The following is a 25,157-nucleotide window of genomic DNA, read 5'->3' as shown; positions in this document are numbered from 1 at the left end:
GACGAGGTTACGGCGCGAGGCGGCACGGCCTTCCGGCGCCGGGAGGCCGTGCCGGCCCTACAGGTGCCGGCTGTGCGCGTAGTCGCGGCGTAGACGGTCAGCGGCCTTCGCAGCGGCGGGCGGCACGGTGGCGGGCGCGGCGTTGAACGCCGCCTCCCGCTTCTGTGAAGCGCGCGGCGCCGGAGGCTGAAGCCGGTAGCTGGTCGCCACGGTGGGGGCGGAGGGTGCGGCGCCGTCCCTGGCGGGCGGTGCGGGCTTCGGCGAGACCACTGGTTGCGCGGGGACCGGAGTGACGCCGTTCGGGGCGGGGCCGTCTTGGCCGGATGGCTGTGCATCGGCCGGGGTCGCCATGTGACCGTTCGGCCCCGGATGCACGCCGTCCCCACCCGGCACGAGGTTCTTCTCACCCTCGGCGTCGTCCGCGTCTTCGTCCCCGTCCGATGCCGGGAGCTCATCGTCGCCAACCGATGCGGAGGCGGCGAAGAGCTCATCGAAGAGTTCGGCCCCGGCCGCCGCCCAGGGGCTGTCGGGCGCCGCACCGTCGTCGACCGCTCGCTGCGCCTGTTCCCGGACCTCCGGATCGGGCTGATCAGTCAGGGCCTCAGGGGGCAGTACGGGGATCAGCCCCGAGTCGCGGACCAGCGTGGCCAGCGCCTCGTCCGCTTCCTCGGGCGACGAGCCGTGCGCGGCGAGCAGGGCCGTGAGGCGGTCCTCCACCACGTCCAGGACGGGCCGCTGCCCGGCTTCGTGCAGGAGCATCGGGGCGAGCAGCTCCCGGATCCCTTCGTCGATTCCGTCCCAGTCGGGCGGTGAGCCCGTCGGCGCGACGGGGTACGGAGGAGCCTTGGTCACCGCGAAGTAGAGGGTCGCCCCGAACGCGTACACGTCGGCGGGCTCCTCGACGTGCTTCGCGTCGAGAAGCTGCTCCATCGGCGTGTAGCCATGAGTGCCCATGGACGCGCCGGTCTCGGTGAGAGCCCCGCTCGACCGGCGCTCGGAGAGCACCGCGAGGCCGAAGTCCAGGACCACCGGTCCGGCCGGACCGAGAACGATGTTGCTCGGCTTGAGATCCCGGTGAAGGATCTTCTCGCCGTGGATGGCCCGCAACGCGTCCACCAGAGCGAGGCCGAGCCCCGCGAAGGGAACGACCTCGAGAGGTCCGTTCCCCGTCACCAGTCTGTGCAGCGTGGGCCCGTGTATGTAGTCCATCGCGAGCCACGGCCGATCGGTCGCGACGTCGGCCCCGCGCAGCGCGGGAACGCGGGCGCTCAGCACGGAGCGGATCGCGTCGACCTCCTGCTCGAAGCGGTCACGCGCCTTCTGCTGGTCGGCCGCCGTGTACTCGGTGAACACCGACGGCCTGATGACCTTGACGACCGCGAGTCCGGGTCCGGCGCTGTCGTCGTCCTGCTCCGCGAGGTGGTAGGCGGCCTCGTACTCCGGTCCCAATCGCTCCAGGGGCAGCCGCCGGGCGAGATAGGCGCGACCCATCCCACCCTGGCCGAGCACCCGCAACAGTTCGAAAGGGCCGACAGCTCGTGGATCGATCGCGGTGTTCAGCGGGTTCATCGGTACTTTCGTGCCCCCAACCGGCTTCGTAAAGGGCTTCAGTTTACGGCCGGGAAACCGCGCGCGGGGTGGAGATCGACAGGACTCGGACCGGAGCCCGGCCCCGCCCCGGAGCCGGGCTCAGGAACCACCTACCGCCCCTCCCGGAAGCTTCTGTGACGTCCCCCCGGCCCGAATCCCGAAAGCGGTTCCGCGCCCGCCTCGCCGACAGCGTCCGCGAACCCCTCGACCAGGGCGGCCGGACGTGGACAAGCATCCAGGGCCCCTACCCGGACCGCGTCATCGTCTGCGTGCGCAGCCGCCCCGCGCTGAACGGGCCATGGTAGGCACGCCACCGCCCGAGCCGACGCCGCTGCCCTTCGTGCTCGCGCGCCCGGTCGGCGGGGCCGCGGTCGGCCTACGGTTCCTCGCCCGAGCCGTCGTCGATGTGCGGACATGGGCCACCTCGGCCGCGAATAGTCGGTGCAGCCAGACCGCTGACGATCAGACGAAGAGTGCGCTCCTCCACTCAACAGGGCTGTGGGAGAAGTACAAGCCCGAAGCGGCTGCACTGCGTGCCCGGGCATGGTGACGGGACCACCCGGATGTCCCAGGCCAGAGGCCACCTGCACCAGGTCAGGCCACGCCGTCGCCACCCACAGGCCCGGTCTTCACGGCTACTCTCGTGGCTACTTGCGTAGCCACGCGGTCCGGTTTGAACCGGTGCGGAACGGGGTCCATCCAAGCCCCTGATCCGACACAAAGGGCCCCTGGCCAGCATGTTCCCTGGTCATGGACCCTTGGCGGCAGACGAGTCGGGCTGTACGCCGGGTTCTGTGCCCCGGGACCTCGCGGTCGTCGGGGCGACGGCCATCCATCTAGGACCGGCGTTGCCGCCGGCCTCGTGCGGTCTACCCGCGGACTCGGGCGGGCAGCCCTCATGCGTCCGCGCAGGACCACCTTCCGGCGGTCCCTCTTGACCTTGCTCCAGGTGGGGTTTACCTAGCCGCCTGAGTCACCTCAGGCGCTGGTGGTCTCTTACACCACCGTTTCACCCTTACCGAGGACCGAGGTCCCCGGCGGTCTGTTTTCTGTGGCACTGTCCCGCGGGTCACCCCGGGTGGGCGTTACCCACCACCCTGCCCTGTGGAGCCCGGACGTTCCTCGGGAGGATCACTGCTGATCCCCACGCGGCCGTCCGCCCGGCTCGTCTGCCGTGGTGACCATGCTACCTGGCGTTTCAGAGGAAGTCGGCGGTCTCCAGGTCGAAGCCGAACGGCTCGGGGAGGGCGAGCGGCTTGCCGAACGGGACCGTGTGCCGCTCACGGTAGTCACCGCGTTCCGGGTCGGTGAAGAGCGTCAGGGCCGAAGCCTCCCTGTCCACCAGGAGGTAGAGCGGGATCGCACCCTGGGCGTACGCGCGGCGCTTGGCCTCACGGTCGGCCTGGGGACGGGTGGAGGTGACCTCCAGCACCATCGCCACCCCGTCGCAGGGCATCCAAGGGTCCGCGCCTTCGAAAACGCTCAGCTCCGCCGGGGCGAGGGTGCAGTCCGGGATGACGTGGTTCCTCGTGGACCCGGTGACCGGCCTCAGCGTCAGCCCTTTGTTCCCGGAGAAATCCATGTCCGTCCGTGAACGCCTGATGATCTGCTTGACGATTTTGTTGATGTAGTTCTCGTGGTCCCCGTCCGGCGGCGGTGTCACTACGATCTCCCCCTCGATCAGTTCCGCCCGGAAGCCCTCCGGCGTGTCCAGCGCCAGGAAGCCCTCCAGCAGGACGTCGCCCGCCTGCGTGATCGGTTCGTGCGGCATGGCAGTCATGTCGTCAGCGTCGGACATCGAGGCACCCGCCCGTCCGTGTGATCGGGGTCGTTCCCTCGATCGTGGCACACGATCAAGGGAACGTGACGGCATCGCGCACACCGACCGGCGGCGCTTGACCTTGTCGCAGCGTCAACGTTTCTACTGAAGCCATGCGAATCGGAGAGATCGCCGCGCTGGTCGGTGTGACCACGCGGGCCGTCAGGCACTACCACCACCTGGGGCTGCTGCCCGAGCCCGTGCGGCTGCCCAACGGGTACCGGGAGTACACCGTCCGCGACGCCGTGCTGCTCGCCCGGATCCGGCGGCTCACCGAGCTGGGGATCGGGCTGGACGAGGTGCGCGACGTGCTCGCCGAGGACGCGGGGCGGGACCTGGTCGAGGTGCTGGAGGAGCTGGACGCCGACCTGGGGCGCCAGGAAGCACTGATCCATGAGCGGCGGGCGCGGCTGGCCCCGCTGCTCGACCAGGCGCGGGAGGGGCGGCTGCCCGCGGAGGGGCCGGTGTCGCCGATGCTGGCGGAGCTGTTCGGGGACATGGCGCGCGCCTCCGCCGCGTTGCCCGGCCCGGAGCCGGCGATGGCGGCCAAGGACCGCGAGCTCCTGGCGCTGCTGGACACGGTGGCGCCCGCGGCGGAGCAGGAGCGGTTGATGGGGGCGATGCGCCGGATGACGGAGGCGCCGGGCGCCATGGAGCAGGCGTACGCGCTGTACGAGGAGCTCGACGCGCTCGAGGACGCCGACCCGGCCGACCCGCGGGTCGAGCGTGCGGCTCAGCGGCTCGCCGATGTGCTGCCCGACGACCTGATGCCGGCCGGCACGGACGGCCCGCCCCAGGAGGGGTTCCTGGACGCGTTCCTCGCGGACTTCTCGCCCGCCCAGGCCGCCGTGGTGGAGCGTGCCCTGCGACTGGTCATGGAGCGTGCCCGGTGAACCGGCTGCTCGGCGCCCTGCGGGGCGTGGCCTACGCGGTACTGCCCGCCGAACTGCTGCTCGCCGTGTGCCTGGTGGGCGGTGTGCGGATCCCGGTCGTCGTCCTCGCCGTCGCCGAGGTGGCCGTCGTCCTGCTGCTCGCCGCGGAGGTGTTCGCCTTTCTGCGGCTGCACAGGCGTGGGCTGACCGGGCGGGAGGCGCTGGCCGAGCTCGTACCGCTGCCCGTGCTGCGGCTCGTCGGCCACGAGCTGCGGCTGATGTTCAGCCTGGTCCTCTGGATCGCACGGCGCCGTGACGGCGTCGGGCCGGGCGACCGCGCTTTCGGGCACGCGCGGGACCAGGCCGCCCTGATGTACGGCTTCACCTTCGTCTGCGCCGTCGAGACGGCCGTCATGGCGGTGCTGCTCCGGAACTGGCCGGCCGTGCACGCCGTGCTGCTCGTCGTGGACGTCTACACCGTCCTGTTCATGCTGGGCCTCCAGGCGGCTTCCGTCACGCGCCCGCACGTCCTGTCGGCGGACACGCTGCGGCTGCGCCAGGCGGGCCACGTGGACCTGCGGATACCGCTGGAGCGGATCGCGTCCGTGCGGTACGAGCTGCGCTTCACGCACGAGAAGCAGGACGAGGTCCTCGATCTGAAGATCGCCGGGCAGACGTCGGTGACGCTGGAACTGTCGGAGCCGGTGACGTACACGGGTCTGCTGGGGCGGGAGCGGCCCGTCCGCACGGTCCGCGCCCACGCCGACGACGCCAGGGCGTTCGCGAAGGCCCTGCGGGAGGCGGTGGGTGGGGAGCGCCCCGAGGAGGCGCCGGTCACGCCGGCGTGAACCGCACCTTCGCCCGCCCCGGGTCTGCCTCGGTGAGCCGCACCCGCAGCCGCTCCCCCAGCGGCAGCGCGTCGCCGCCGCCCTCGACGCGCGCCACCACCGCCGGGTCCTCGAGGTGGACGGTGCCGGCCGACGGGTCGTTCTCCTTCACGTCCACGACGACGGCGTCGAAGACCTCGCCGATCCGGTCCCGCAGCACGATCGCTTCGACGATGTCGAGGCATTCGCGTTCGACGGTGTTGCCCCGCCGGCCTCCTTCCGCCATCTCCTTGGGGAGCGCCTCCAGGGCGGCGGTCACCCACTCCGGCGGCTCCCGCCCCGCGACGGCGGCCAAGCACAGCTCGCCCGCGTAACGGTCGACGAGCCGGCGCAGCGGCGCGGTGCAGTGCGTGTACTCGGCGGCGACCGCCGCGTGGACGGCGGGATCCGGCAGCACCCCGCCGGTGAACGCCGTGTACCCGGCGCCGCGCAGCAGGGTCGTGCACTCCTGCAGGAAGGCCGCGTTGCGCGGCTCACGCGGGTCGAGGGAGCGGACGAGGTCCGCGTACGAGACGTGGTGCGGCCACTCGACGCGCAGCGCCTTCGCCGACCGGCGCAGCCGCGCCACGGCACCGTCGGGGGCGGTCGGCAGGGTGCGCAGGATGCCGGTGCCCGACGCGGTCATCAGGCCGGCGGCGGCCATGCCGGTGAGGAGGGAGATCTGCGCGTTCCAGCCGTCGGCGGGGCGCGGGGCGCGGTACTCGAGGACGTACCCGCCGTCCCCCTCGGTGACCTCCTGCTCGGGGACGTTGAGGGAGATCCCGCCGCGTTCGACCTCGAGCGCCTCGCGCAGTGTGCCGATGTCCTTGAGCAGGGCCAGCGGTTCCTCCGCCGTGCCGGAGTCGATCTGCCGCTGCGCTCCCTCGTAGTCCAGCCGGGCCCGGCTGCGCACGAGCGCCCGGCGCACGTCGGTGCCGACCGTGCGCCCCTCGGCGTCGAGGTCGATCCGCCACAGCAGGGCGGGGGCGCTCTGGCCGGGCAGCAGGCTGGCGGCCTTCTCGGAGAGGCCGGGCGGGTGGAGCGGGACCTTCCCGTCGGGGAAGTACAGCGTCTGCACCCTCCGGTGGGCCTCGGCGTCCAGCGCGGAGCCCGGCGTGACGAAGGCGGCGACGTCGGCGATCGCGTAGTGGACGCGATAGCCCCCGTCGCGGCGGGCCAGGTGCATCGCCTGGTCGAGGTCGACGGAGCCGGGCGGGTCGATGGTGAAGAACGGGATGTCCGTGGCGTCCTGCGCGGGCAGCCGCGGGGCGCGGGCGGCGGCGAGGGCGTCGGCGAGGACCGCCGCCGGGAAGTTGCCCGGCACGTCGAGCTTCGCGCGCAGCTCACGCAGGGCGGCACCCAGCGGGGCCTCGGCTGCGCCGGTCGCTTTCATGTGGCGGCGGGGCATGGACCGAGCGTAGGTCGCGGCCGGGGCGGTGGCATTTCGGCGGGGCGGGGCGGCCTTTGTACTCTGGCGCGGGGCCGCACCCCCACCCCGTGTACGTACGAAGGAGACCTGCCGTGCTTGTGCTGTTGCCGCCGTCGGAGGGCAAGGCCGATTCCGGCCGCGGGGCTCCGCTGAAGCCGGAGTCGCTGTCCCTGCCGGGGCTCGCGGAGGCACGGGCGGCGGTGCTCGACGAACTGGTCGAGCTGTGCGTCGCCGACGGGACGAAGGCGCAGCAGGTCCTCAGCCTGAGCGAGGGGCTGCGCGGCGAGATCGCCAAGAACGTGGAACTGCGGACGGCGGGGACCCGGCCGGCCGGTGAGCTCTACACCGGCGTCCTGTACGACGCGCTGGGCCTCGCGACGCTCGACGCCTCCGCGCGCCGGCGGGCCCGGCAGTCCCTGCTGGTGTTCTCCGGGTTGTGGGGCGCGGTCCGGATCGGCGACCGCATCCCTCCGTACCGCTGCTCGATGGGCGTGAAGCTGCCGGGCCTCGGGCCGCTCGGGGCGTACTGGCGCGGCCCGATGGAGTCCGTGATCCCCGAGGAGGCCGGCGGCGGGCTGGTGCTGGACCTGCGGTCGTCGGCGTATGCGGCGGCGTGGAAGCCGAAGGGCGAGGTGGCGAACCGCACGGCGACGGTGCGGGTCCTGCATTCACAGATCGTCGACGGGGTCGAGAAGCGGTCCGTGGTCAGCCACTTCAACAAGGCGACCAAGGGCCGGATCGTCCGCAGCCTGCTGGAGGCCGGGGCGGCGCCCAGGTCGCCCGCCGCGCTGGTGGAAGCGCTGCGCGACCTCGGCCATGTGGTCGAGGCGGAGCCTTTGGCGAAGGCCGGGAAGGCGTGGGCGCTGGACGTGGTGGTCTCCGAGATCCACTAGCCGTTGCACATGGCGCAACGCTCGTTGCGCGTGATGCTCCGGCTGGGCAGGATGGGGCGCATGACCTCCGTGCTCGGCCTCGCACCCGTGATCCCTGTCGTCGTCGTCGACGACGCCGCCACCGCCGTACCGCTCGCGCGCGCCCTCGTCGCGGGCGGCCTGCCGGCGATCGAGGTGACCCTGCGGACACCGGCCGCGCTCGACGCGATCCGCGCGATCGCGGCGGAGGTGCCGGGCGCGGTCGTCGGCGCCGGCACGGTGATCTCACCGGCCGGCGTCTCCTCCGCGGTGGCGGCCGGAGCCCGCTTCCTCGTCAGCCCCGGCTGGACGGACACCCTGCTCGACGCGATGAAGGCGTCCGGCGTGCCGTTCCTGCCGGGTGTCTCCACGACGTCTGAGGTGGTGGCGCTGCTGGAGCGCGGGGTGACGGACATGAAGTTCTTCCCGGCACAGGCGGCGGGCGGCACGCCCTACCTCAAGTCCCTCGCCGGCCCGCTGCCCCAGGCCCGCTTCTGCCCCACGGGCGGGGTGTCGCTCGATTCGGCCCCTTCGTACCTCGCGCTTCCCAATGTGGCGTGCGTGGGCGGCACATGGATGCTTCCGCCGGACGCGGTGACGTCCGGGGACTGGGGCCGGATCGAATCCCTGGCACGGGAGGCGGCGGGGCTGGGATAGCCGCTCACGCAGGGGCGCCCTCCGCCCCCCGGACCCCCGCGCCTCCTCCCCAGGGCCCGGCGGCGACCGGCCTCCGCCGAATGTGTGATCACCGCGTTTCGCGCGGGAGGGACACCCCGGCCCCGGACGACCCGGTGGCAGGCTCACCCCTGTCCCCTCCCGTGAGCACTGGAGGCCCGACGACCGCTGGGTCGGCGGTGACAGGACGCGCACGGCCCGATGTCGCGGCAGGTGCCTCCCGGCGCCTGCGGGAGGCTCTCGTCCTGGTCGCCCCGGACGGCTGCGCCGCGGGTCCAGGGAGGAGAAACGGCAGTGGACTTCGACAAGTTGGCGTCCCCGCTCGCGGCGGCGTACGAGCGATACGTGCAGGAGGGAAGGACCAGAGGTCCGCTCGTCCGGCAGACCCGGATGCTGGGGTTCGTCTCGGTGCGCGAGCGCGCCAAGCCCGTTCGCGTCGTGGTCTCCCTGTCGTGCGATCCGGACGTCACGCCCGACGCCACCTGGGGCGAGGGCATCGAACTCAACCACGGCGGCCACGAGGTGCGGACCGCCATCGTCACGCTGGACGCGCTGGACCGCCTGGCCGGCAACCCTGCCGTCAAGCGCATCGCACCCGCCGCGCAGCTGCGTCCCTGCCTGCACGCGGCACAGGCCAGAACGGGTACGGCCGCCTTCCGCACGGGATCCGGCCTCACCGGCCGCGACGTGGTCGTCGGGGTGGTCGACACCGGCATCGATCCGAGGCATCCCGTCTTCGCCGGCCGGATCGAGCGGATCTGGGACCAGACGATGCCCGGGAGCGGTGTCGCAGAAGGGGGCTACGGCACGGAGTTCACCGGCGCCGGCCTGGCCACGGCCGCACTCTCGCGGGACACCGAGGGCCACGGCACCCACGTCGCCGGCATCGCCGCGGGAAAGGAGGGCGTCGCGCCGGATGCCCGCCTCGTGGTGGTCAAGACCGACTTCATGGATGCCCACATCATCGACGGCATCCAGTACGTCTTCCGCGTCGCGGACGAGTTGGGGCTGCCCGCGGTGGTCAACCTCAGTCTCGGCGGTCACTTCGACCCGCACGACGGCACCGACCTGATGTCCCAGGCGATCGAGGAGGCGTCGGGGCCGGGCCGGATCGTGTGCTGCGCGGCCGGCAACGAAGGGGACGACGACATCCACGCGAGGATCACCGTGCCGGACGGCTCCACACGTACCGTCCCCTGCCATCCGGGCATCCTCGACGGCGCGCCCGACGTCTTCGCCCTCAACGGCTGGTACTCCGGGAGCGACCGGTTCGACATCGCCATGGTCTCGCCGTCCGGCGCGTCGACCCCGTTCCAGGCCGTCCGGCCCTCGGGGTCGCCGGTCTCCCGTCACCAGCTGCCGGAAGGCACGGTCGAGCTCGTCACACCGGGACCTGACCGCGCCAACGGTGACCACAACTTCTTCGTAGGGGTCGAACCGACCGGCCACGGTCCCGCCACCGCGCCGGGCGGATGGCGGCTCGTGGTGCGGGCCCGGGAAGTGACCAGCGGTGTGGTGGACGTATGGATGCTCGGCAGCGCCGACGCCAGACCGCAGGCGCAGTTCAGCGGCCGCGCCGTGCACGACGCGCTCAAGATCGGCTCGCCGGGCACGGCCTCCTCGGCGGTCACGGTCGCCGCCTTCACGTCGCGCACGGAGTGGGACGACATCGACGGCATCACCCGCGAGGCGAGCTGGCTGGCGGCCGAGGACATCGCGAGCTTCAGCAGTGAAGGGCCGCGCCGGGACGGCGCACCCAAGCCCGACATCGCCGCCCCCGGAGCCATGCTGGTCGCTGCCCTGTCCCGGGACGCCGTCGGTGTCCGCCGAGAGTTCATGACCGACACGAAGCATGTGGCGATGCAGGGCACCAGCATGGCCGCACCCTTCGTCACGGGCATCACGGCTCTGCTGCTGCAGCGCGATCCCGAGCTCGGTCCGGCAGGGCTGAAGGACATGCTCCGTGCCGACGCCACGGTCATCGGCGGGACGCCGGGAGTGTTCGACCCGAAGTGGGGACACGGGCTCGTCAGCGCCACGGGCCTGTGAGAATCGGCGAGTGGACTACGGAAAGCTCGACGCCCCCCTGGCCTCTGCGGTCGAGGAGGCCGCCCGCGCGCCGGAGAGCCGGAGTCTCGTCGTGATCCTCCGCCTCACGGGCGCTCCCTCGGACCGGGAGGTCGCCCGGCTCCGCGAGGCAGGCGTGGAAGCGTCCTCGTCGGCGGCCACGGTGGTGACGGGGGTGCTCTCGCGCCGGGACGTGGACGAGCTGTCCGAGGAGCCCTTCGTGATGTCGCTGTCCCTGTCGGGGAGACGGCGGCCCATGGTGGGCGGGTAGCGGGCGGGGGCGCCTGCGGCGGGCTTGTTCCCCTACCCGCCCCTTCCCGTAACCGGGCTCCGCCCGGACCCGTACCGCGCTTCGCGCGGTGCCCTCAATCGCCGGGCGGGCTGGATTTCGCTCCGCGAAATCAGCCCCGCCGGCGATTGAGGCGCGGGGGTCCGGGGGCGGAGCCCCCGGTTACGGGAAGGGGCGGGGTGGGGAAAGCGCGCCCCGCGCAGCGGCTACGCCCCACCGTCACCGCAAGTGCGACGTGTCGTTCAGCAGCCGCAGCGACGCGTTGCCGTCCGCGTAATACGCCACCGCCGACAGCGACGCCGCCGACAGTTCCATCCGGAACAGGGACTCCGGCGGGGCGCCGAGGGCCAGGCGGACCAGGGTCTTGACCGGGGTGACGTGGGTGACGAGGAGGACCGTGCGGCCCTGGTGGAGCGCGAGGAGCTTGTCCCGCGTCGCGGCGACCCGCCGCGCCACCGTGGCGAAGCTTTCGCCGCCGCCCGTCGGCGCGGCCTTCGGGGAGGCGAGCCACGCTTCGAGGTCGTCGGGGTACCGCTCCCGTACCTCCGCGTAGGTCAGGCCCTCCCACGCCGCGAAGTCGGTCTCGCGCAGGCCCTCCTCGACGCTGACGGGAAGGCCCAGTCGGGACGCGACGGCGTCGGCCGTCTCACGGCAGCGCCGCAGCGGGGAGCTGACGATCGCCTGGATCGTGCCGCGCTCGGCGAGCGCCGCGGCGACGGCGTCGGCCTGGCGGCGGCCGACGGCCGAGAGCGCCGGGTCGCTGCCGCCGCTGCCGGAGAAGCGCTTCTCGGGGGTGAGCACCGTCTCGCCGTGCCGGAGCATGACGAACGTGGCGGGCAGCCCCAGGTCGGGGGCGCCCCATCCGGCGGACGCAGGCGCGGGCGTCGCCAGGAGTTCCGCGCCCGCGACCGCGTCGGAGACGACGGGAGCGGCGGCAGCGGTCGAGCCCCCGGTGCGGACCAGCGCCGCCCGTGCCTTCGCCGCACCGGCCGCCGCGTCGCCGACCACGCGCGCGGCCTCCGCGTCGCGTGCGTCGAGCGCCGCGGTGGAGCGCGACGGCTCCCACTGCGTGCCCCGCTTGCCCGCGTCCATCGCCTCGTTGGCGAGCCGGTCGGCGTGCTTGTTGCGCTCGCGCGGGATCCACTCGTAGGTGACCTGCGCGGGCGGGAAGACGCGGGCGGCCTCCGCGGCCAGCGGCTTCATGTCGGGGTGCTTGATCTTCCAGCGGCCCGACATCTGCTCGACGACCAGTTTGGAGTCCATCCGTACGCGGACGAGCGCCTCGGGGTCGAGGGCGTGGGCCGCCTTGAGACCGGCGACCAGGCCCTTGTACTCGGCCACGTTGTTGGTCGCCACGCCGATGTACTCCGCGGCCTCGGCGAGGGTCTCGCCGGAGACCGGGTCGAGGACGACCGCGCCGTAGCCGGCGGGGCCGGGGTTGCCTCGTGAGCCGCCGTCGGCCTCGACGACGAACTCGCGCGGTACGGGCACTACAGCCCCGATTCGGACGTGCGGACGAGGATGCGGCGGCAGTTCTCGCAGCGCAGGACCGTGTCGGGCGCGGCGGCGCGAACCTCGTTCAGTTCGGTGATGTTCAGCTCGAGCTGGCAGCCCTCGCAGCGGCGCTGGAACAGCCGGGCCGCGCCCACGCCGCCCTGCTGGGCGCGGAGCTTCTCGTACAGCTTCAGCAGGTCGGCCGGGACGGAGCCGGCGACGACCTCGCGCTCCTTGGTGACGGACGCGGCCTCGCTGTCGAGCTCCTGCTCCGCGGCGTCCCTGCGGGCGGTGGCGGCGTCGACCTTGGCCTGCACGGAGGAGACCCGCTCGGTCAGTTCGGCGACGCGCTCCTGCACGGACTCACGGCGCTCCATGACCTCGAGGACGATGTCCTCCAGGTCGCCCTGGCGCTTGGCGAGGGAGACGATCTCGCGCTGCAGGTTCTCGAGGTCCTTGGGCGAGGTGATCGCGCCGGAGTCGAGCCGCTGCTGGTCGCGGGTGGCGCGCTGGCGCACCTGGTCGACGTCCTGCTCCGCCTTGGTCTGCTCGCGGGCGGTGTCGCTCTCCTCGGTCTGCGCGGCGACGAGCAGGTCACGCAGCTGCGTGAGGTCCTTGGTGAGCGACTCGATCTCGGCGTGCTCGGGCAGCGACAGGCGCTTGTGCTCGAGCTGCGACAGGCGCCGGTCGAGGGACTGGACGTCGAGAAGTCGGATCTGGTCGGCGGGCGCGGCGTTCAGTTGGGGGCTCCAGAGGAATCGTGGTGGGAGGACCAAGGGTCGGTGACCGTCTCGGAGACGTGGACCCGCAGGTCCCAGCCGTACCGGTCGGAAATCGCGTCGAGCTGCGCGGCGGCCTGTTCGCACCAGGGCCATTCGGTCGCCCAGTGCGCGGCGTCGACCAGGCCGAGCGGCGAGTGCTGGGTGGCCTCCGACACCGGGTGGTGGCGCAGGTCGGCGGTGAGGAAGGCGTCCACACCGGCGGCGCGCACGTGGTCGAAGAGGCTGTCGCCGGAGCCGCCGCTCACCGCGACGGTGCGGACCGTCGCGTCGGGGTCGCCGGCGAGGCGGATGCCCTGCGCGGTGGCGGGCAGCCGCTTCGCGGCGCGCGCCGCGAACTCGCGCAGCGTCTCCGGATGATCCAGCTCGCACACGCGGCCGAGGCCGCGGCGGCCGTTCGGGTCCGAGGCGTCGGGCACCAGGGGCCGTACGACGCGCAGGTCCAGCGCGCCGGCGAGGGCGTCGGACACGCCGGGGTCGGCGGTGTCGGCGTTGGTGTGCGCGACGTGCAGGGCGATGTCGTTCTTGATCAGCGTGTGCACGACCCGGCCCTTGAAGTGGCCGGCCGCGACCGTCGTCGTACCGCGCAGGTAGAGCGGGTGGTGGGTGACGAGCAGGTCGGCGCCGAGCCGCCGCGCCTCTTCGACCACGTCCTGGACGGGGTCGACGGCGAACAGCACCCGCAGGACCTCGGCGTCGGGGTCCCCGCAGACGGTGCCGACGGCGTCCCACTGTTCGGCCCGCTCTGGAGGCCAGAGGGCGTCGAGCGCGGAGATGACTTCAGACAGACGGGGCACGCAGCAAAGGCTACCTGCCCCGCCCGCCTGTGCGGCCGTGCCCTACTTGACGAGGAACCCGCGCAGGTCGTCGAGGACCTTGTCGGCGGCGGTGACGCCGAGACCCAGGTACCAGGTCTCGTCGGGAACGTCCTTGGCCTGCCCGGCCTTCACGGCCCTCAGGTCCTTCCACAGCGGGTTGGACTCGGCGGTGTCGCGCTTGGTCTTCGACGGGTCGCCGTAGACGCCGGTGAAGATCCAGTCGGCGTCGGCCTCGTCCATCTTCTCCGGGCTGATCTCGGCGGCGAGGTCGTTGATCTGCTGGTTCTTCGGCCGCGGGACGCCGGCGTCGTCGAGGATCGTGCCGATGAAGGACGCCTTCGCGTAGAGGCGGATCTTGCCCGGCATGTAGCGGAGCATGGTGACCGTCGGCTTGTTCTCGCCGAGGTCGGTGCCGAGCTGCTTCGCCTTCTTCTCGTACTCGCCGAGCTTGGCCTTCGCCTCCGCGGTCCTGTCGAGCGCCGCGGCGTTGAGGAGGTAGTTCTCCTTCCAGGTGAAGCCCGGGCGGATGGAGAAGACCGTCGGGGCGATCTGCGACAGCTCCTTGTACTTGTCGCTCGCGCGCAGCTGGCTGCCGAGGATCAGGTCCGGCTCGAGGGCGGCGATGGCCTCGAGGTTGAGGCTGTTGATGGTGCCGACGTTCTTGGGGTTGCCGGCTTCCTTCTTCAGGTAGCCGGGGATGCCGTCGTCGCCCTCGGTGGGCGCGTAGCCGACGGGCCGGATGCCGAGGGAGGCCACGTTGTCCAGCTCGCCGACGTCGAGGACGACGACCCGCTTGGGAGCGGCCTTGATCTCGGTCTTGCCGAGGGCGTGGGTGATGGTGCGGGGGAACTCGCCGGCCTCGGCGTCCGTGCCCATCGCCGCCGTCTTGGCCGCGGCGTCGCCGAAGTCCTTGCCGCCCTGGGCCACGGCCTTCTTGCCGCCGTCGTCCGCCTTGCCGGCAGCGTCCTTGTCCGCACCGCCGTCGGCGCCGCAGGCGGCGAGGGAGAGGGCGGCGGCGAGGGCGACTGCGGCGGCTGTGCCGCGGCGGCGTAGGGACATGACGTGCTCCTGATCCAGTACTTAGGTGGGCCTTACCTTAAGCACGGCCGGAGCAGGGAGCACAACCACCTCCTCTTTCTCATGCAAATCAGGGCATGGCCACCCTTATGTGTGAAGAGACCCGTCACGTGTTGTTCGGCAGGAAGTGCGATACCTAGCTTCGGAGTCCGGAGGTGAGGCATCGATGACAGCCTGTGCCATCGAGACCGCCACGGCGGACGGGGCGGTGGCGAGTACGGACGGTTCGGACGCTTCGGACGACGGCACGCGGACCACGAGCGACGCGGAGGCCCCTCGCGGAGCGGTGGCCGCGGCGATCACGATCACCGCGGACGGCACGTACGGAGCCCGCCTGGCGGGGACGGGCGAGGCCCTCTTCCCCGAACGCTGGACCCTCGACGGCCTCGAGCCGTACGCCGTTCCACTGCCGCTGGACCAGCCGGAGGAGCGCGACGCACAGGTGCTGCCGCTCTCCGACGGCCGGGTGCTGATCGGCCGCCGGGTCGCGGAGCGGCACACGTTCTCCCTGCTCTACCCGACCGGTCCGGCGACCGGCGAACTGCCTCTCGGGGCCGTCCCCGCCGAGGAGTTGACACTGCTGCCGCCGTCCCCGGACGGGGTCCTCGCCTACGCCCTGGTGCCGGGCGCGCACTCCACCGGCGTCTGGCTGGTGGCGGGCGGCGCCCGCGGCCCCGAGCGGATCGCGGAGGTGGCGGGACACTGCTCGGGCGGCGCGTGGCTGGATCGCGCGGGACGCCTGCTGGCGCTGGACCGCAGGCGGGCCGACGGCGGCCCGGTCAAGACGGTCGTGGTCGACCTGGCGCGCGGCGGCGAGGTGACGCCGCTGCTGCAGATCACGGACGACAGCGACGACCGGCTGCTGCTCGCGGACGCCGACAGCGGTCTGCTGCTGATCCGGTCGAACGCGCCGGGGCCCGGGCAGGACCGGCTCGGCTGGGGCGTGCTGGGAAGCGCCCGGCCGGTGCGTTTCCCCCGGAGCCTGAGGCTGCCGGACGCGCTGGTGACGCCGTTCGCCGTGCAGCCGGGGCAGGTCCTGATGCCGGAGGGCTGCGCGGTGGCCCTGCGGATCGACGGCGCGGCGGGCAGCTGGGTGGGCCTGTGGCGCCCCTCGGCCCGCCGGATGATCCAACTCGTCCCCCCGGAGGGATGGTTGGCGGGAGCCGGCACCTGGAGCCGGGACGGCGTGCTGCAACTGCCGTGCGCGACGGAGTCGATGCCGTGCGGGGTGAGTCGTACGGAGGTTCCGGAAGCCCTCTGCGCCCCTGCAGAAACCTTCGGTCACAGGGCCGCCACAGAACCGGCACAAGCGGAAGCCGCAGGTGGGGAACCGTGCGAGGGCTCCGGCGGTCCTGTTGTGTGCAGGCCCGTTCCCTTGCAGCAGGCGCCGCTCACCGGACGTGGGGCCCGTGGTTAGACTCACGGGCCGGGTCGACCGGGCCACGGTTTCGGCCGGGCGCCGGAGGGCCTGTGACACGTGTAAGCAGCGATCTTCTACGGGGTGACTTCCCACATGTCAGAAGCCCGAACCGACACGACCCAGGCGCGCCCGCAGACCGCGGCGACGGGACGGGGCGAAGCCGGCGGCGGTGGCACGGGTCCGGGTGCCGGCAGGCACCGGGGCGGCGCGGCGGCGAAGGACGAGTCGTCGGCCCCGGGGCGGGGGCGGCACCGGAGGCCGTCGGGGGGCGACGGGCCCTGACCGCTGCGGGGGCGTTCCCCGAACTCCCCTACGGCCGACGGCCGTAGGGGACCCCCCGCCTACCCCCGCCTCAGGCCCAGCGCCTCCACCGCCGCGAACGTCTCGCCCCGTGGTTGCGCCTCGAAGTACGGCGTCAGCACGTCCGCCAGCTCCTCGAAGCTGAACGTCGGGCCCTTCTCAAGCGACGCGTCGAACTTCGCCGCCACCCGGGGCCGTTCCACCACCGCCACCATCCCGCCGTGGACGACCAGCAGTTGGCCGTTGACGACCGCCGCGGCGGGTGAGGACAGGTAGCCGACCAGGGGTGCCACGTGCTCCGGCGAGAGGGCGTCGAACCCGCCCGGTTCCGCTTCCGCGACGCCGGCGAAGACGTCCTCGGTCATACGGGTCCTCGCGCGCGGGCAGATGACGTTCGCCGTGACGCCGTACTTCGCGAGGGCGTGCGCCGTCGAAGTCGTCAGTCCGACGATGCCGCCCTTGGCCGCCGCGTAGTTGGGCTGACCCGCCGAGCCGGCGAGGAACGCCTCGGAGGAGGTGTTGACGATCCGTCCGTAGACCCGGCCGCCCGCGGCCTTGGCGCGCTCCCTCCAGTGCGCGGCCGCGAAACGTGTGGTGTTGAAGTGGCCCTTGAGGTGGACCCGGACGACCGCGTCCCACTCGTCCTCGCTCATCGAGAAGACCATCCGGTCGCGCAGGATGCCCGCGTTGTTGACCAGGATGTCCAGCTTTCCGTACTCGCGGACCGCCAGGTCGACCAGGGCGCGGGCCGTCCCGAAGTCGGCGACGTCGCCCAGGTGGGCCACGGCCCGGCCGCCCGCCGCGCGGATCTCCCCGGCCACCGATTCGGCCACCGAATCGGCCACCGGGTCGGAGACCGACCCGGCCGCCGGCTCGCCCACGCCGTCCCGTCCCGGCGGCCCGTAGTCGTTGACGACGACGGCCGCACCCAGCCGCGCGAGTTCCAGCGCCTCGGCCCGTCCGAGGCCGCGGCCCGCGCCGGTGACGATCGCGCTCAGGCCCTCGAGGGGAAGTGACATGCGTACCGTCCCCTCAGATCTCGATGCATGTACGCAGGGCCTCGCCGCTGCGCATCTGCGCCACCGCGTCGTTGATCCCGGCGAGCGGCACCCGGTGCGTGATGAGGCCCGCCAGGTCGATCCGGCCGGCCCGCCACAGCGCGATGGCCCGTTCGTAGGAGCGCAGCACGTCACCGCCGCCGTACATGGACGGCAGGATGCGCTTCTCGTCGAAGAACAGCTCGAACATGTTGAACCGCACGTGGTCGTCCATCGCGCCGGCGCCGACGATGCACAGCGTCCCGCCGCGCCGGGTCGCCGCGTAGGCCGTGCGGGCCGTGGCCGACTTCCCCACGACCTCGAAGACGTAGTCGAAGCCCTCGCCCGCGGTGATCCGCTGCTTGGCGTCGCCGAGGGCCTCGGGCTCCACCGCCTCCGTCGCACCGAAGCGCAGCGCCGCCTCGCGCCTGGCCGCGACGGGGTCGACGGCGACGATCTGTGCCGCGCCCCGCAGTTTCGCGCCCTGGATCGCGGAGATGCCGACGCCGCCGCAGCCGATGACGGCGACGGAGGAACCGGCCTCCACCTTCGCCGTGTTGATGGCCGCACCGAGTCCGGTGGTGACACCGCAGCCGATGAGGGCGGCGATGTCGAAGGGCACGTCCTCGGGTATCGGCACCGCGCAGCCCGCGTCGACGACGACCTCCTCGGTGAAGGTGCCGGTACCCGCGAAGCCGAAGACGTCGCCGCCGGGGCGGCGGAAGTTGGGGGTGCCGGCGTTCATGAACCCGGTCAGGCACAGGTGGCCCTGCCCCCGCTTGCAGGACGGGCAGAGACCGCACGCGGGCAGCCAGCACATCAGGACCCGGTCGCCGGCGGTGAGACCGCTGACCTGGTCGCCGACGTCGAGGATCTCTCCGGCGCCCTCGTGGCCGGGCACGAAGGGGGCGGGCTGCGGCAGCACACCGTTCATGGCGGAGACGTCGGAGTGGCACAGGCCGGTGGCCCTGATCCGGATCCGTACCTTGCCGGGGCCGAAACCCACCGCCTCGACGTCGTCGAGGACTTCGAGTTTGTCCTGGCCGATCTCGTGCACTACGGCTGCGCGCATGGTGCGGCTCCCTTCACACGGTTTCTACGAGGGTGTCGGCGAGGACGGGGGCGTCGTCACGGTCCGCGGCCGTCACCACGACCTGGACCCCGCGGGGCAGGTCCCACATCCGGACGCGGAGGGTCTCGCCGGGGAACACGACCCCCGCGAAGCGTGCGCGGTACGAGCGGACGCGGGTGACGTCCCCGCCGAGCAGGGTGTCGATGACGGCCTTCAGGGTCGTGCCGTACGTGCACAGGCCGTGCAGGATCGGCCGGTCGAAGCCGGCGAGCTTGGCGAAGTCGGGGTCGGCGTGCAGGGGGTTGAGGTCGCCGGAGAGCCGGTAGAGCAGGGCCTGGTCCTCGCGGATGTGCCGCTCCACGGTCCGGTCGGGGGCGCGGCCGGGGGCCTCGAGCCGCTCGGACGGCCCGCGTTCCCCGCCGAAGCCGCCTTCGCCGCGTACGAAGAGCTGGGAGTCGCTGGTCCACAGCGGCCCGTCGTCGTCGGCCGCCTCGGTGCGCAGGACGAGGACCGCGGCCTTGCCCTTGTCGTACACGGCGGCGATCCGCGAGGTGGAGGTCGCCGTGCCGGTGAGGGGGATCGGGCGGTGCAGCGCGATCCGCTGGCCGCCGTGGAGGACGGACGCGAGCGGGATGTCGAGCCCGGGGAGCGTGATGCCGCTGACGACGCCCCTGCCCGCTCCGGCCACGGTGACGAAGCTCGGCAGCACGTGGAGCCGGGACTCGAGGGTGTAGCGCAGCTCGTCGGGGTCGGTGGCGGGGCGGCCGGCGCCCACGCCGAGGTGGTACAGCTGGATGTCCTTGTGGTCCCAGGTGACGGTCGCGGAGCGGGGCTCGGCGGCGACGGCCCTGGCGGCGTCGATGGGCATGGGCTGCTGCTCCTCGGTGAGGGGGAGACCTCGGCACGGCCGTCCGCACCGTCGGCCGCACCGAGGTCGTACGGGACCGGCCAGGCGAGCCGTTCTAGAACGCGTTCTAGGCCGATGGCCCTATGTATAGCGCGGCCTTCGGAGGTTGTGAAGACTGCTGACGCCACGTCAGCTCCGGTCCGGCGCGGGCGCGCGCACCCGGGACATTTGTCACCGGCGGCTCCGTACATACGGCTCTGCCGGGCGGCGCGGCCGGTCCGTAGCGTCGGGGCCATGAACCTTTCCAGGACACGTCGGTGCGGTGGGCCCGTGGCAGCCGGCCCGCCAGGAGGATTCGCAATGCTGCCCTGGCTGCTGATGGGGCTCGGCGCCGTCGCCAACCTCGTCAAGGGCGAGACCCCCAACCCCTGGGTGGGCGCCCTCGGGGTGCTCGCCTTCAACACGCTCTACCTCGCCGTCGTCTTCCGCGCCTTCGACGACGCCCGGCGCGACTCCGCCCTGACCCGGGGCGCCCTGGTGGCACTGGCCGCGCTCACCTTCGGCCTCGGCGCCGGCTACGGCGGTGACTGGCTGCTCTTCTTCCCGCTCCTCGGCCTGGCCGTGGGCGCGGTGCTGCGGGGCCGTCTGCTGATCTTGGTGGTGGTGCCCCTCTGCGTGGCCGCGGGCGCCGTCGCCGTCTGGCGGGACGGCTGGGTCGCGATCAGCGTCGTGTACGGCACGTTCCTCTCGTCGATGGTGACCGCCGCCGTCTTCAAGCTCTCGCAGACGGTGGGCGAACTGCGGGCCGCCCGCGAGGAACTGGCCCGGAGCGCCGTCGAACAGGAGCGGCTGCGCTTCTCGCGTGACCTGCACGACCTGCTGGGCCACACCCTCTCGGTGATCGTGGTGAAGGCGGAGGCCGCCCGCCGCCTCACAGAACGCGACCTGCGGGCGGCGCTGACCCAGATCACCGACATCGAGGCGGTCGGACGCCAGGCCCTCACCGAGATCCGCGAGGCGGTCACGGGCTACCGCGAGGGCAGCCTGACCGCCGAGCTCGCCCGCGCCCGCGACACCCTCACCACCGCCGGCATCGACCCTCTCGTCCGCCTGTCGGGCCCGCTGCTGGAGCCAAAGGCGGAGACCCTGCTCGGCTGGGTGGTGCGGGAGTCGGTGACCAACGTCGTGCGCCACTCGGGGGCCTCGCACTGCGAGATCGCGCTCTCGGGCGCCGCGGACCACGCCCGCCTCACGGTCACGGACGACGGCCGCGGCCCCGGCCCGTCGCCCGTCCCGCCCGGCAGCGGCCTGCGGGGACTCGCGGAACGGCTCGCCGCGGCGGGCGGCACGCTGGAGTCGGGCCCGGCCCCGCAGGGCGGCTTCCGCGTGACCGCCGAGGTGCCGTTCACGGCCGTAGCCTTCAGTCCATGAACGAGATGCCGCGGGACCACAGACCGGCGAAGTCCGTGCGTGTCCTTCTCGCGGAGGACCAGGGCATGATGCGGGGCGCACTCGCCCTGCTGCTCGGTCTGGAGGCCGACATCGACGTGGTGGCGCAGGTGGGGCGGGGTGATCAGATCGTGGAGGCGGCGCTCACCTCCCGGCCGGACGTGGCCCTGCTCGACATCGAACTCCCGGGGCGCAGCGGCCTGGACGCCGCCGCCGACCTGGCACGGGAGGTGCCGGACTGCCGGGTGCTGATCCTCACCACCTTCGGCAGGCCGGGTTATCTGCGGCGGGCCATGGAGGCGGGGGCGGCCGGCTTCCTCGTGAAGGACGGGCCGGTGGAGGAGTTGGCCCGGGCGATCCGGCGGGTGCTGACCGGCGAGACGGTCGTCGATCCGGCGCTGGCCGCGGCGGCGCTCGGCGCCGGACCGAACCCGCTGACGGCCAGGGAACGGGACGCCCTCGGCGCGTCGGTGGACGGGGCGACGGTCGCCGACATCGCGGAGAGGCTGCACCTGTCCGAGTCGACCGTACGGAACTACCTGTCGTCAGCGATCGGCAAGACCGGCACCCGCAACCGGATGGAGGCGGTCCGGGCCGCCCGGCAGCAGGGCTGGCTGTGACAACCGCTCCCGGCCCGCCCCACCGTGTTCACGCCCGGTCCGCCGCGGTCCGCGGCAGCCACAGCAGCATGAGCACCGCGCCCGCGAGGAGCACGCCCGTCCCCGTACGGAAGGCCAGCGCGTAACCGGCCGTCAGGCCCTCCGGTCCGGTGGCGCCGCCGGAGCGTGCGGCCGCGACCGTCGACAGGATCGACAGGCCGAGCGCGCCGCCCATCGTGCGGGAGGTGTTGATCAGGCCGGAGACGAGCCCCGCGTCGTCGGAGTCCGCGCCGGAGGTGGCGAGGGCGGCGAGCGGCGTGGCGGCCAGGCCGATGCCCGCCATCATCAGGATGCCCGGGCCGGCGATCGCCGTGAGGTACGTGCCGTCCGCGGTCATCATGGACTGCCAGCCGAATCCCGTCGCGGCGATCAGGGTCCCGAGGACGGCGACGTTGCGCGCGCCGCCTCTGGCCATCAGTGACGGCGCGAGTTTCGAGCCGACGATGACGCTGACGGAGCTGGGGACGAGGGCGAGGCCGGCCTCCAGCGGGGTGTAGCCGAGGACGTTCTGGGCGTAGACCGTCATGAAGAACCACATCGCGAAGGACGCGGAACCAGTCACCAGCATGGCCGTGTTGGCGGCCGACACGGCACGCGAGCGGAACAGCTTCAGCGGCATGAGCGGCGCCTTCGTCCTGGCCTCCACCACCAGGAACAGGCCGAGCAGCGCGAGCCCTCCGAGCAGCGGCAGCAGGGTGCCGCCGGCGCCCCAGCCGGACTGCTCCGTCTGCACGATGCCGTAAGCGACGGCGGCCAGACCGCCCGTCACCAGGACCGCGCCCGGCAGATCGAGCCGGCGGCTGCCGCCGGTGCGGCTCTCCGTCAGCCACACGACGGCGGCGGCAAGCACCACCACACCGACGGGAACGTTGATCAGCAGCACCCAGCGCCAGGACAGCAGGTCGGTCAGCACCCCGCCGACGAACCCGCCCGCCGCGCCGCCCGCGGCTCCGACCGCCGCCCAGGTGGCGATCGCGCGGGTCCGTGCCGGACCCGGCGGCACGGCGGAGGTGATGATGGTCAGCGTCGCCGGCGCGAGGACGGCCGCGCCGAGCCCCTGCACCGCGCGTGCAGCCAGCAACTGCCAGCCCTCCTGGGCAAGTCCACCGGCGACGGACGCGGCGGTGAAAAGACTCAGCCCGACGATGAACATCCGCTTCCGGCCGTATATGTCCGCCGCCCGCCCGCCGAGGAGCATGAATCCGGCGAACGCGATCGAATACGCGTTGAGGACCCACTGCAGCCCCGTCGCGGAGAGTCCGAGATCGGCACGCATCGACGGCAGTGCCACGTTCACCACGGACACGTCCAGCACGACGAGGAAAGCACCGGCGCACGCGGCGAGGACCACCGCCCAGGTACGGGGCGAGGGCGTGGTGGGTGCGGGGGCGAGTGACTTCTGCGCGTTCGAGGGGGCCTGGGGCATGCCTGTCATGGTCGCAGCGACAGGTCGGTCCGTACATCCTGATTTCGATGTACGGCTCATGCGGCACGGGACCAGGACCAGGGACCTAGTACGGCTTTGTGCCGTCGGAGCGGTGAGGGCATTCCGGGGCGGGTGTGCGCGGGCGCGCGGGGGGTCACGGCCGGCCTCGGCCGGACGGGTGCCGTGGTGGGTGCTGTGCAGGCCACCTGGCACCGTCCCACGGGCGGAGGGCTCAGTGGGCCGATTGGTCCCCGTCGTCTCGTGGAAGTGCTGTTCCACATGACGCTACTGCCCAATGAGGAGGAGGAAGTGCGATGACCATCGCCCCTGAGGTTTCCGTCCGGCGTGAGCGGTCGGCGGCGGTCCCTGTCGTGGTGGCCGCGGCCATGGCTCCACTGCTGGTATGGCTGGTGGCCGACCCACTGCTCGGCGCGAGGCTGGAGGTGTTCACGCCGCGGGGCGCGGTGGAGCTCGGCGCTCCGCAGATCCTGATCGCCGGCGTCCTGTCCGCACTGGCGGGCTGGGGTCTGCGCGGTCTCCTGGACCGGTTCGCACCGCGGCGGGGCCGGACGATCTGGGCCGTGGCGGCCGTGCTGGTGCTGGCGCTGTCGTGCCTGCCGCTGACGGACCCGGCCATCAGCACCTCCACCCGCCTGTGGCTCGGCCTGATGCATGTCGTCGTGGGAGCCGTGCTGATCCCCGGGCTCGGTCGCCGCAGGGACGACCGGCACGCCGCCGCCCGGAGCCGTGGCTGACGGGTCCTCGTGACCGGAGGGAGCGTCGCGCTTCGGGGCCGGCCCGCCGGAGCGGCTCGGGCAGGAACAGCCGCCAGGTCTGCGGGGCCTGAGGCGGTGTGGGAAGCGGCAGGTTCCGGACGCGGGCTTCACTGCCAGGTCGCGGTGTCGGGGTCGATGCCGTGGGCGCGCGCGTCGGCGTCGACGATCCGGCGGAACCACGCGGCCAGGCCGGTGCGGATGCCGTCGTAGTGGGCGGCGAATCCCGGATCGGCCTCGTACCTGCGGGCGAGACAGACCTGCATCTGCCGGGTGAGGGGGAAGTACGAAGCGAAGACTTCGCGGTGCCGCTCGACGAGTCGGTGCGCCTCCGGACTACCGGGTTCGACGCCGGTGTCCATCGCGTCCCCGAGCGCGCGGTCGAGGTCGGCGACCTCGTCGGCGACGACCTGCCATTCCTCAGGACCGCGAGCGGCCGAGCGTTCGGCGTACTGCTGCCATTGCTTCGTGTCTCCGTAGCGCCGACGGGCCTGGGCGGGCCAGTCCGGGTTCCACCGGGGGCCGAACATCGCGGCCTGCTGCTCGGCGGTCAGCAGCAGGCCGCGCTCGTGGGCGTCGATCATCCGGTCCAGCCCGGCGCCGAGCTGCTGGAGGCGGTCGATCCGTTCGGTGACCTGTTCGCGCTGTGCGCGCAGTGCGCCGGGCACGTCCGCGGCCGGGTCGTCGAGGACGGCCCCGATCCTGTCCAGGCCGAGACCGAGCTCGCGGTAGACGACGATGCGGTGCAGGCGTTCCAGATCACCGGCGGTGTAGAGCCGGTATCCGACAGCGGTGCGCAGCGACGGTCGCGCCAGACCGATCTCGTCCCAGTGGTGCAGCGCGCGGACCGTCACGCCCACACGCGCCGAGACCTGACCGACGGTCAGGCCGTCGGCGTCGGTGGTGTCAGGCATGCTCCACATTGTCGTCGCGCTCGAGGTCCGGTGGGGTGATGCCGATGGCCGCAAGGTTCTTCGCCTCCTGACTGTCCGGATCGAAGGGCTTCGCCGCGGTGAAGACGATCCGTGCGTTCTCGGGGGTGGTCACCGCCACATCGCGGGTGTTCCAGGGGGTGTCGCGGGGGCCGTCGACCGAGTCCGGGCGCACGGCACGGCAGGCCTCGACCAGGGAATCGACCTGGCCGAGCACGCACGAGAAACTGACGCTGATGGCCGGCGGCTGCTCCGGCACGCTCTCCGCCGGGACGAGGAGCACGTCCTGGAACGCCCACCGGCGCAGATGCACCAGCCTGCCGGGAATGGTGAACAGCTCGAAGAACCCGAGGCCCCGGACCCAGAAGTCCACCGATTCCGCCAGATCGCTCGTGGGGATCGTCACGAACGCCGGCATTCCGTAGATGCCACGGAACAGCTCCGGCGGAACCGCGTCCGGGCCGGGAGCGGGCACGGGACTCATCTCGAACGCGTTGTAGTAGTCGCTCATGCACGCCACCCTCCGGCCTCACGCGACGTGAGGGTCAAGCCGGTC

At 72.7% G+C, this 25,157-nt stretch carries 23 protein-coding genes and 1 other RNA gene; 10 read left to right on the top strand and 14 right to left on the bottom strand.

Annotation, left to right across the window (positions count from 1 at the left end):
• Window positions 1-57 precede the first annotated feature (57 nt).
• The 3 genes from SPRI_RS25920 to SPRI_RS25915 form a co-directional block, all read right to left on the bottom strand.
• On the bottom strand, window positions 58-1,569 hold the full coding sequence (locus SPRI_RS25920) for a serine/threonine protein kinase (protein WP_050791574.1): 1,512 nt from the start codon (window positions 1,567-1,569) through the stop codon (window positions 58-60).
• Window positions 1,570-2,355: 786 nt separating this feature from the next.
• Window positions 2,356-2,758, bottom strand: an RNA gene (gene rnpB / locus SPRI_RS36425) — RNase P RNA component class A.
• Between the two features lie 30 nt (window positions 2,759-2,788).
• The gene (locus SPRI_RS25915) at window positions 2,789-3,370 is read right to left on the bottom strand and encodes a Uma2 family endonuclease (RefSeq protein ID WP_005318343.1); all 582 of its coding nucleotides are present in this window, start codon (window positions 3,368-3,370) and stop codon (window positions 2,789-2,791) included.
• Window positions 3,371-3,522: 152 nt separating this feature from the next.
• Here SPRI_RS25915 and SPRI_RS25910 point away from each other — a divergent pair, with 152 nt between their 5' ends.
• Entirely contained in the window at window positions 3,523-4,302 is a 780-nt protein-coding gene (locus SPRI_RS25910; RefSeq protein WP_005318341.1) for a MerR family transcriptional regulator, read from the top strand.
• A complete protein-coding gene (locus tag SPRI_RS25905; RefSeq protein WP_005318339.1) occupies window positions 4,299-5,129 on the top strand; it encodes a hypothetical protein in 831 nt (276 codons plus the stop codon). The genes SPRI_RS25910 and SPRI_RS25905 overlap by 4 nt, the downstream gene beginning before the upstream one ends.
• Here the strand turns inward: SPRI_RS25905 and SPRI_RS25900 are convergent.
• Entirely contained in the window at window positions 5,116-6,555 is a 1,440-nt protein-coding gene (locus tag SPRI_RS25900; protein ID WP_037774810.1) for an RNB domain-containing ribonuclease, read from the bottom strand. The two genes, SPRI_RS25905 and SPRI_RS25900, sit on opposite strands and share 14 nt — an antisense overlap.
• A gap of 113 nt (window positions 6,556-6,668) precedes the next feature.
• Here SPRI_RS25900 and yaaA point away from each other — a divergent pair, with 113 nt between their 5' ends.
• From yaaA to SPRI_RS25880, 4 genes are all read left to right on the top strand, one after another.
• A complete protein-coding gene (gene yaaA / locus SPRI_RS25895) occupies window positions 6,669-7,469 on the top strand; it encodes a peroxide stress protein YaaA (protein WP_005318336.1) in 801 nt (266 codons plus the stop codon).
• Between the two features lie 60 nt (window positions 7,470-7,529).
• Entirely contained in the window at window positions 7,530-8,144 is a 615-nt protein-coding gene (gene eda / locus SPRI_RS25890) for a bifunctional 4-hydroxy-2-oxoglutarate aldolase/2-dehydro-3-deoxy-phosphogluconate aldolase (RefSeq protein ID WP_078535369.1), read from the top strand.
• A gap of 312 nt (window positions 8,145-8,456) precedes the next feature.
• Complete coding sequence (locus SPRI_RS25885) at window positions 8,457-10,211, top strand: S8 family serine peptidase (RefSeq protein ID WP_005318333.1); 1,755 nt, start codon at window positions 8,457-8,459, stop codon at window positions 10,209-10,211.
• 10 nt (window positions 10,212-10,221) lie between these two features.
• Window positions 10,222-10,500, top strand: coding sequence for a hypothetical protein (locus SPRI_RS25880; RefSeq protein ID WP_005318331.1), 279 nt, complete (start codon window positions 10,222-10,224; stop codon window positions 10,498-10,500).
• A gap of 237 nt (window positions 10,501-10,737) precedes the next feature.
• Here the strand turns inward: SPRI_RS25880 and SPRI_RS25875 are convergent, their stop codons facing one another.
• The 4 genes from SPRI_RS25875 to SPRI_RS25860 are packed head-to-tail and all read right to left on the bottom strand — an operon-like array spanning window position 10,738 to window position 14,668.
• The gene (locus SPRI_RS25875; protein WP_053557366.1) at window positions 10,738-12,009 is read right to left on the bottom strand and encodes a bifunctional RNase H/acid phosphatase; all 1,272 of its coding nucleotides are present in this window, start codon (window positions 12,007-12,009) and stop codon (window positions 10,738-10,740) included.
• A complete protein-coding gene (locus SPRI_RS38175) occupies window positions 12,009-12,752 on the bottom strand; it encodes a zinc ribbon domain-containing protein (protein WP_005318326.1) in 744 nt (247 codons plus the stop codon). The genes SPRI_RS25875 and SPRI_RS38175 overlap by 1 nt, the downstream gene beginning before the upstream one ends.
• The gene (locus SPRI_RS25865; RefSeq protein WP_053557365.1) at window positions 12,749-13,588 is read right to left on the bottom strand and encodes a Nif3-like dinuclear metal center hexameric protein; all 840 of its coding nucleotides are present in this window, start codon (window positions 13,586-13,588) and stop codon (window positions 12,749-12,751) included. The genes SPRI_RS38175 and SPRI_RS25865 overlap by 4 nt, the downstream gene beginning before the upstream one ends.
• Before the next feature lie 42 nt (window positions 13,589-13,630).
• The gene (locus tag SPRI_RS25860) at window positions 13,631-14,668 is read right to left on the bottom strand and encodes an ABC transporter substrate-binding protein (RefSeq protein ID WP_005318323.1); all 1,038 of its coding nucleotides are present in this window, start codon (window positions 14,666-14,668) and stop codon (window positions 13,631-13,633) included.
• A gap of 184 nt (window positions 14,669-14,852) precedes the next feature.
• On the opposite strand from SPRI_RS25860, the gene SPRI_RS25855 reads away from it, so the two are divergent.
• Window positions 14,853-16,103 (top strand): hypothetical protein, encoded by a 1,251-nt coding sequence (locus SPRI_RS25855; RefSeq protein ID WP_086025605.1) that lies wholly within the window; start codon window positions 14,853-14,855, stop codon window positions 16,101-16,103.
• A 344-nt stretch (window positions 16,104-16,447) separates the two neighbouring features.
• Here the strand turns inward: SPRI_RS25855 and SPRI_RS25850 are convergent, their stop codons facing one another.
• Genes SPRI_RS25850 through SPRI_RS25840 form a run of 3 tightly spaced genes read right to left on the bottom strand, consistent with a single transcriptional unit; the run spans window position 16,448 to window position 19,383 of the window.
• Window positions 16,448-17,425 carry a 3-oxoacyl-ACP reductase gene (locus SPRI_RS25850; protein ID WP_053557364.1) on the bottom strand — a complete coding sequence of 326 codons (978 nt, stop codon included), beginning with the start codon at window positions 17,423-17,425 and terminating at the stop codon, window positions 16,448-16,450.
• Between the two features lie 13 nt (window positions 17,426-17,438).
• Window positions 17,439-18,515 (bottom strand): Zn-dependent alcohol dehydrogenase, encoded by a 1,077-nt coding sequence (locus SPRI_RS25845; protein ID WP_005318318.1) that lies wholly within the window; start codon window positions 18,513-18,515, stop codon window positions 17,439-17,441.
• A 13-nt stretch (window positions 18,516-18,528) separates the two neighbouring features.
• Window positions 18,529-19,383, bottom strand: coding sequence for a MaoC/PaaZ C-terminal domain-containing protein (locus tag SPRI_RS25840; protein ID WP_005318316.1), 855 nt, complete (start codon window positions 19,381-19,383; stop codon window positions 18,529-18,531).
• Between the two features lie 273 nt (window positions 19,384-19,656).
• Between SPRI_RS25840 and SPRI_RS25835 the strand changes: the two genes are divergently transcribed.
• Entirely contained in the window at window positions 19,657-20,793 is a 1,137-nt protein-coding gene (locus SPRI_RS25835; RefSeq protein ID WP_053557363.1) for a sensor histidine kinase, read from the top strand.
• Window positions 20,790-21,431, top strand: a complete 642-nt coding sequence (locus tag SPRI_RS25830; RefSeq protein WP_182327630.1) for a response regulator transcription factor — start codon at window positions 20,790-20,792, stop codon at window positions 21,429-21,431. Before SPRI_RS25835 ends, SPRI_RS25830 begins: the two co-directional genes overlap by 4 nt.
• Window positions 21,432-21,459: 28 nt before the next feature.
• On the opposite strand, the gene SPRI_RS25825 is transcribed toward SPRI_RS25830, so the two are convergent.
• Entirely contained in the window at window positions 21,460-22,905 is a 1,446-nt protein-coding gene (locus SPRI_RS25825) for an MFS transporter (RefSeq protein ID WP_005318310.1), read from the bottom strand.
• 305 nt (window positions 22,906-23,210) lie between these two features.
• Here SPRI_RS25825 and SPRI_RS25820 point away from each other — a divergent pair, with 305 nt between their 5' ends.
• A complete protein-coding gene (locus SPRI_RS25820) occupies window positions 23,211-23,651 on the top strand; it encodes a DUF6069 family protein (protein WP_005318308.1) in 441 nt (146 codons plus the stop codon).
• Between the two features lie 128 nt (window positions 23,652-23,779).
• Here SPRI_RS25820 and SPRI_RS25815 read toward each other — a convergent pair whose 3' ends face one another.
• Both SPRI_RS25815 and SPRI_RS25810 read right to left on the bottom strand, forming a co-directional pair.
• Window positions 23,780-24,583, bottom strand: coding sequence for a MerR family transcriptional regulator (locus SPRI_RS25815; protein WP_005318306.1), 804 nt, complete (start codon window positions 24,581-24,583; stop codon window positions 23,780-23,782).
• Window positions 24,576-25,112 (bottom strand): VOC family protein, encoded by a 537-nt coding sequence (locus SPRI_RS25810; protein ID WP_037774807.1) that lies wholly within the window; start codon window positions 25,110-25,112, stop codon window positions 24,576-24,578. The genes SPRI_RS25815 and SPRI_RS25810 overlap by 8 nt, the downstream gene beginning before the upstream one ends.
• Window positions 25,113-25,157: the final 45 nt, after the last annotated feature.

The organism is Streptomyces pristinaespiralis, assembly GCF_001278075.1.
GTDB classification, from domain to species: Bacteria; Actinomycetota; Actinomycetes; order Streptomycetales; family Streptomycetaceae; genus Streptomyces; species Streptomyces pristinaespiralis.
Note: the sequence above shows the minus strand (reverse complement) of the source record. Positions and strands in the feature narration are given on the sequence as shown.

Coding starts and splice junctions, on each gene's coding strand:
- SPRI_RS25855 (WP_086025605.1), top strand. CDS start 14,853: ATGACAGCCTGTGCCATCGAGACCGCCACGGCGGACGGGGCGGTGGCG.
- SPRI_RS25835 (WP_053557363.1), top strand. CDS start 19,657: ATGAACCTTTCCAGGACACGTCGGTGCGGTGGGCCCGTGGCAGCCGGC.
- SPRI_RS25820 (WP_005318308.1), top strand. CDS start 23,211: ATGACCATCGCCCCTGAGGTTTCCGTCCGGCGTGAGCGGTCGGCGGCG.
- SPRI_RS25910 (WP_005318341.1), top strand. CDS start 3,523: ATGCGAATCGGAGAGATCGCCGCGCTGGTCGGTGTGACCACGCGGGCC.
- SPRI_RS25915 (WP_005318343.1), bottom strand. CDS start 3,370: ATGACTGCCATGCCGCACGAACCGATCACGCAGGCGGGCGACGTCCTG.
- SPRI_RS25845 (WP_005318318.1), bottom strand. CDS start 18,515: ATGCGCGCAGCCGTAGTGCACGAGATCGGCCAGGACAAACTCGAAGTC.
- SPRI_RS25825 (WP_005318310.1), bottom strand. CDS start 22,905: ATGACAGGCATGCCCCAGGCCCCCTCGAACGCGCAGAAGTCACTCGCC.
- SPRI_RS25830 (WP_182327630.1), top strand. CDS start 20,790: ATGAACGAGATGCCGCGGGACCACAGACCGGCGAAGTCCGTGCGTGTC.
- SPRI_RS25840 (WP_005318316.1), bottom strand. CDS start 19,383: ATGCCCATCGACGCCGCCAGGGCCGTCGCCGCCGAGCCCCGCTCCGCG.
- SPRI_RS25900 (WP_037774810.1), bottom strand. CDS start 6,555: ATGCCCCGCCGCCACATGAAAGCGACCGGCGCAGCCGAGGCCCCGCTG.
- eda (WP_078535369.1), top strand. CDS start 7,530: ATGACCTCCGTGCTCGGCCTCGCACCCGTGATCCCTGTCGTCGTCGTC.
- SPRI_RS25815 (WP_005318306.1), bottom strand. CDS start 24,583: ATGCCTGACACCACCGACGCCGACGGCCTGACCGTCGGTCAGGTCTCG.
- SPRI_RS25920 (WP_050791574.1), bottom strand. CDS start 1,569: ATGAACCCGCTGAACACCGCGATCGATCCACGAGCTGTCGGCCCTTTC.
- SPRI_RS25810 (WP_037774807.1), bottom strand. CDS start 25,112: ATGAGCGACTACTACAACGCGTTCGAGATGAGTCCCGTGCCCGCTCCC.
- SPRI_RS25850 (WP_053557364.1), bottom strand. CDS start 17,425: ATGTCACTTCCCCTCGAGGGCCTGAGCGCGATCGTCACCGGCGCGGGC.
- SPRI_RS25860 (WP_005318323.1), bottom strand. CDS start 14,668: ATGTCCCTACGCCGCCGCGGCACAGCCGCCGCAGTCGCCCTCGCCGCC.